We start from the raw sequence: 4,308 nt of genomic DNA on the forward strand, positions 1-4,308 counted from the left end.
CAAAAATCAGGCCACTTCAGGATGCAACGCGGAATGCCCGTTCTGGCGGAAACCCCGGCGGGAGGCTCCGTCGAGGAACTCCGCCTGCTATGGGACGCAACGCACCGGCTGGGATTGAGATTGCAGGTGGCCGAGCAATATTGGCTGCAGCCCATGCTCTCGGCCATGCTGAATGTCGTGCGGGCCGGGTGGCTGGGAGCCCCCGATTACGTAATGGAATCGCAGGCGCACGACTACCACGGACTCAGCCTAATTCGCAAAGCACTTGACGTGGGACATAGTCCCGTCCGCATCACCGGCACCTCATGGCGGCATTCGCTTGCCGAAACCGATTCCCGTCAAGGCCCGGTCACGCCCCCTCATCTCGGCGAGCGCACGCAGCGCCTGGCATTGCTTGAATTTGCGGACAGAAAACGCGCAATACACGATTTCACCGATTTCCAATACCGGTCGTTCCTGTTCAACCAGCATCTGACGATTCGCGACCTCCGCGGAGAGACCTCCGATCGACGGATCCGCATGTTGAACGCCAATGACGAACCCGTCTCGATGAATCTCATTCCGCAGCGGTCCAGTATCAGCGAAACAACCGTATCGGTTACAGCCGGAACCAACGCACTGTACCGTAGCCCGTTTCCATGCAGTGGCCTACGGGACGACGAAACCGCCATCGCCACCATCATGGATTCCATGGAGGCCTATCTCGACAGCGGCGTCGAGCTCTATCCGCTAGCCGATGCGTTGCAGGATTCCTACCTGTCCATACTGCTCGCTCGAGCCTGCGGCCGACCTGGCACGACAATCGTCTCCAAGCCACAGCCGTGGAACCAATAATCGACGCATTATCGATCCGCATCAGCCACATGCGGACATAGGCGAATCATATTTGTGATTTTTTCACATTCCATCTGTCCCATACATGTTTTTAAACCGTTGTAGCGCTGTTGTACAACGTTGGACCACCCTTTGGAAAGAGAAATCGCGCTGTCTTTTCAACGGCAAATGTGGAAGAATCAAAAATAGATTCTTCCACATCGCAACATCAGCCCCGCCATCGGTCTTTTGCGCCACTGGTTGGATGCAAAACGTCAGACCCATACAATATTGCAATAGAATGAACACAACCGCTCAAGGAGGAGCACACCATGGCAGACGAGCAACTGCGCATGGCACTCATCGGCACGGGACATATGGGACACAACTATATCCGCATGCTGCAAGAGCATGCGGACGGGCCAATCTGCCTGAGCGCGGCGGTCGCCAGACACGAACCGGCACGCAACTGGCTATGCGAGCACTATCCAGACATCATCATCTACAACAGCGCCGACGAGCTGTATGCACTGGGCGGCAGCGCCTTCGACGCGACATTGGTCGTCACGCCGCAAGCCACGCATCCAGCCATGGTGTCGCAGGCATTCGATCACGGCAAGCACGTGCTATGCGACAAGCCCGCGGGCATGTCAGTGGGGCATGCGGCCCCCATGCTCAAGGCGGCAAGCGCACACCCGGACCTAGCCTTCGGCATGATCTTTCAGCAACGTTTCTACGCTCGCCACCAACGCATCAAGCAGATTCTCGACTCAGGGGCATTGGGGACCGTCAAACGCGTCCAACTGACCGATTCACAGTATTTCCGCACGCATTTCTACCACCACACCGCCCCATGGCGTTCAAGTTGGCACGGAGAAGGCGGCGGCGTGCTCATCGCGCAAGGACCTCATCTTCTCGATCTGTGGCAATGGCTGTTCGGCATGCCCTCAACCATCAGCGCCGTCATTCCCTTCGGCAAATACAATGATTTTGCAGTGGATGACGAAGCGACACTGGTAATGACCTACCCTAATGGCATGACCGGCACCTTCATCATCTCCACCGGAGAAGCGGTGCCAGAGACAAGACTTGACATCCGTGGCAGCAGCGGACGGTTGCTTATGGAGGGGGATCTGCTGCGCATCTGGTTGTTCGGTCAGGACACGAAAATCTATCATGCATCGGCGCAATGCCGCGACGCCGGACAACTGACGATGAGCTATCGTGAGGAACGCATCGGAAACCCCCACAGCATGGACCACTATTGGGCGCTTTTCGAGGATTTCGCGCAGGCGGCGCTTGCCCCCGCGAATACGCGACATCCTTTGGCGGACGGGCGAGAGGGAATGCTGTCGCTTGAGCTGGCGGACGCCGCATATCTGTCGGCCTGGCAAAACCAGCACATCACGTTGCCGTTGGATGCAGAATACTTTGAAGCTGCGCTACGGCGGCATATCGATATGGAACGGTAAGGTTTCAGACAATAAGCACGCAACATGGTCCAGACCATGCAATCACCACACTGGCAACCACACCGCTATTCGACGACCACCTTCGCGATGCCCACACCGGCATTCCATGTGCCAACCAGAGCGATCAGCATGCAGCCGATCAACGGCAGGAACCAGATGGTGTAGGGGATCAACAGCACGCCGATGCCGATCATCAGCAGATCGAAGACCATCAGCGCCAGATTCTGCGGGAATCGCATTGGAACCAGCAGCGCTGAATTGCGAATGAGATCCTTAATCCCCAAATCCGTGGACAATACCATGGGAAACACGTAGGTGGCCGCCACGAAGGCCCAGATGCCAAAGGCACCGGCCAGACCCGCGAGTATGTACCCCCCAGGAATGTTGGACGAGGAATAGAACCAGGCGCCGATCACACCCAGCACGACCACCGCCAGCAGCGCCCACCCGGCCGCCGCCGCACGCTTCCAATTCGCCGCGAACGCCTTCCAAAAATCATGCCAGACGAACACCGGCCTGCGTTCGAGCAACATGACGCATACCGACGATGCGGCGGCGCATGACATCGGAATCGTCACCACGGGCAGGCATGAAAGCACAAACAGCACGTTGAGCTTGATCAGCGCCCAGATTTGGGAAAACGCCACATGCGCCACCAGTCTGACACCGGTGATCCTCTCCGCGTCCGATTCACGCTCCTCCGCCTCGGGAGGATTGTAGAACCTGTCGAACATCCCCATTGATATATCCTTTCCGCGAATCCGCGCAGAGTCCGCATCCGCGCCCTGCAATCGTTCATTGTCTCACAAATCGAGCGCCAAGTGGCTTTTTCACCGCCGGACTTTGCCCATTGAGCTCCATCATGAACAATAACGGTGGGCCCGGTTAAGACGGACCCACCGTTATTGTCTCTATCGAGCGTCTCGACGAAGCATCTTATGCCTTGCTCCGCTTTATCCGAGCCGTCATCACGCAGTGGTGATGGCGTTGTTGAGCTCGGTAATCATGGCCTTGGCGGCATCAGCGGGCTGCTGCTTGCCGAAGACCACATCCTGCTGGTAGCGCTGAATGATCTTGTCGAGGTCGGAGGCGCCGTTCGGAGTGATCTCCGGAGCGTCACCGAGGGTGTCGGCGATCTGATCGGCGAACTCAAGAGCCTTCTTGTTGGTGCCGGTAGCGGTCTCGGCCAAGCTCTCGCTGATCTTGGTGTTGCCCGGAAGACCACGCTCGGTGCCACCGATTTCAGCGGACTCGTTGCTGTTGATGATGAAGTCAATCAGCTTGGCCGCCTCGGCCGGATGCTCGCTGGTGGAGGAAATGGCGAAGTACATGCCGGGCTTGAGGTAGCCGTACTTGTCGTTCTTGCCGGTGGTGGGCATCGGGACCAGGGACATGTTCTCGGTGCCAGCAGCCTTGGAGTAGGCGGTGATCTGCGGAGCCTGGGTGAAGGTCATCGCGGCCTTGCCGGTGGCGATGGAGCCCTGCTCGATGGTGGCGGAGGCGCCCTCGGCCCAGAAGTCCGGAGTGCCGGCGATCTGATCGCCATGGGTCCAGTCATAGGCCATCTGCAGATAGGACGTCAGCACATCCTCAGGGATGGCGACCTTGCCGTCCTTGAACAGGGCCGCATTGTTCTGGCGGGCCCACAGCTGCAGCGACATGCCGTTGTTCATCGGGGCGATGCCGGTAATTTCGCCATTGGATTTCTCGGTGATCTGCTTGGCGAAGTCAACCAGATCATCCCAGGACCAGTTGGAGGTGTCCGGAAGAGTCAAGCCGAGCTTCTCGAGGATATCATTGTTGACCAGCACACCGAACGGGGTCTGGGAAACCGGCGCAGCATATTGAACGCCGTTATACAGTCCCATGCCCTTCAGCGAGGAGCTCATCTGGCTGAGATCCAGATAGTCGGAAACCTTACCGAGGTCATACAGAGAACCGTTCGCCGCATAGGATGCGAGGTACAGCTCATCCATCTGGATGACGTCGGGGGCATTGCCGCCGGCCATGGAGGTGGCGAGCT

At 58.0% G+C, this 4,308-nt stretch carries 4 protein-coding genes; 2 read left to right on the top strand and 2 right to left on the bottom strand.

Annotated features, from left to right (window positions below; all coding sequences use genetic code 11):
- Positions 1–33 precede the first annotated feature (33 nt).
- Complete coding sequence (locus B2994_RS05155) at positions 34–834, top strand: hypothetical protein (RefSeq protein ID WP_291527304.1); 801 nt, start codon at positions 34–36, stop codon at positions 832–834.
- A gap of 311 nt (positions 835–1,145) precedes the next feature.
- Positions 1,146–2,285 carry a Gfo/Idh/MocA family protein gene (locus B2994_RS05160; RefSeq protein ID WP_291527305.1) on the top strand — a complete coding sequence of 380 codons (1,140 nt, stop codon included), beginning with the start codon at positions 1,146–1,148 and terminating at the stop codon, positions 2,283–2,285.
- Between the two features lie 65 nt (positions 2,286–2,350).
- Here the strand turns inward: B2994_RS05160 and B2994_RS05165 are convergent, their stop codons facing one another.
- Positions 2,351–3,025: a DUF624 domain-containing protein gene (locus tag B2994_RS05165; protein ID WP_291527306.1), complete on the bottom strand. Its 675-nt coding sequence runs from the start codon at positions 3,023–3,025 to the stop codon at positions 2,351–2,353.
- 228 nt (positions 3,026–3,253) lie between these two features.
- The coding region (locus B2994_RS05170) for an ABC transporter substrate-binding protein (protein ID WP_291527307.1) at positions 3,254–4,308 on the bottom strand (1,055 nt) is incomplete at its 5' end.

Origin of the sequence: Bifidobacterium sp. UBA744, from assembly GCA_002298605.1 — a bacterium.
GTDB lineage: Bacteria > Actinomycetota > Actinomycetes > Actinomycetales > Bifidobacteriaceae > Bifidobacterium.

Bases quoted from the DNA above. Each gene is read 5' to 3' on its own strand.
- B2994_RS05160 (WP_291527305.1), top strand. From the start codon at position 1,146: ATGGCAGACGAGCAACTGCGCATGGCACTCATCGGCACGGGACATATG.
- B2994_RS05165 (WP_291527306.1), bottom strand. From the start codon at position 3,025: ATGGGGATGTTCGACAGGTTCTACAATCCTCCCGAGGCGGAGGAGCGT.
- B2994_RS05155 (WP_291527304.1), top strand. From the start codon at position 34: ATGCCCGTTCTGGCGGAAACCCCGGCGGGAGGCTCCGTCGAGGAACTC.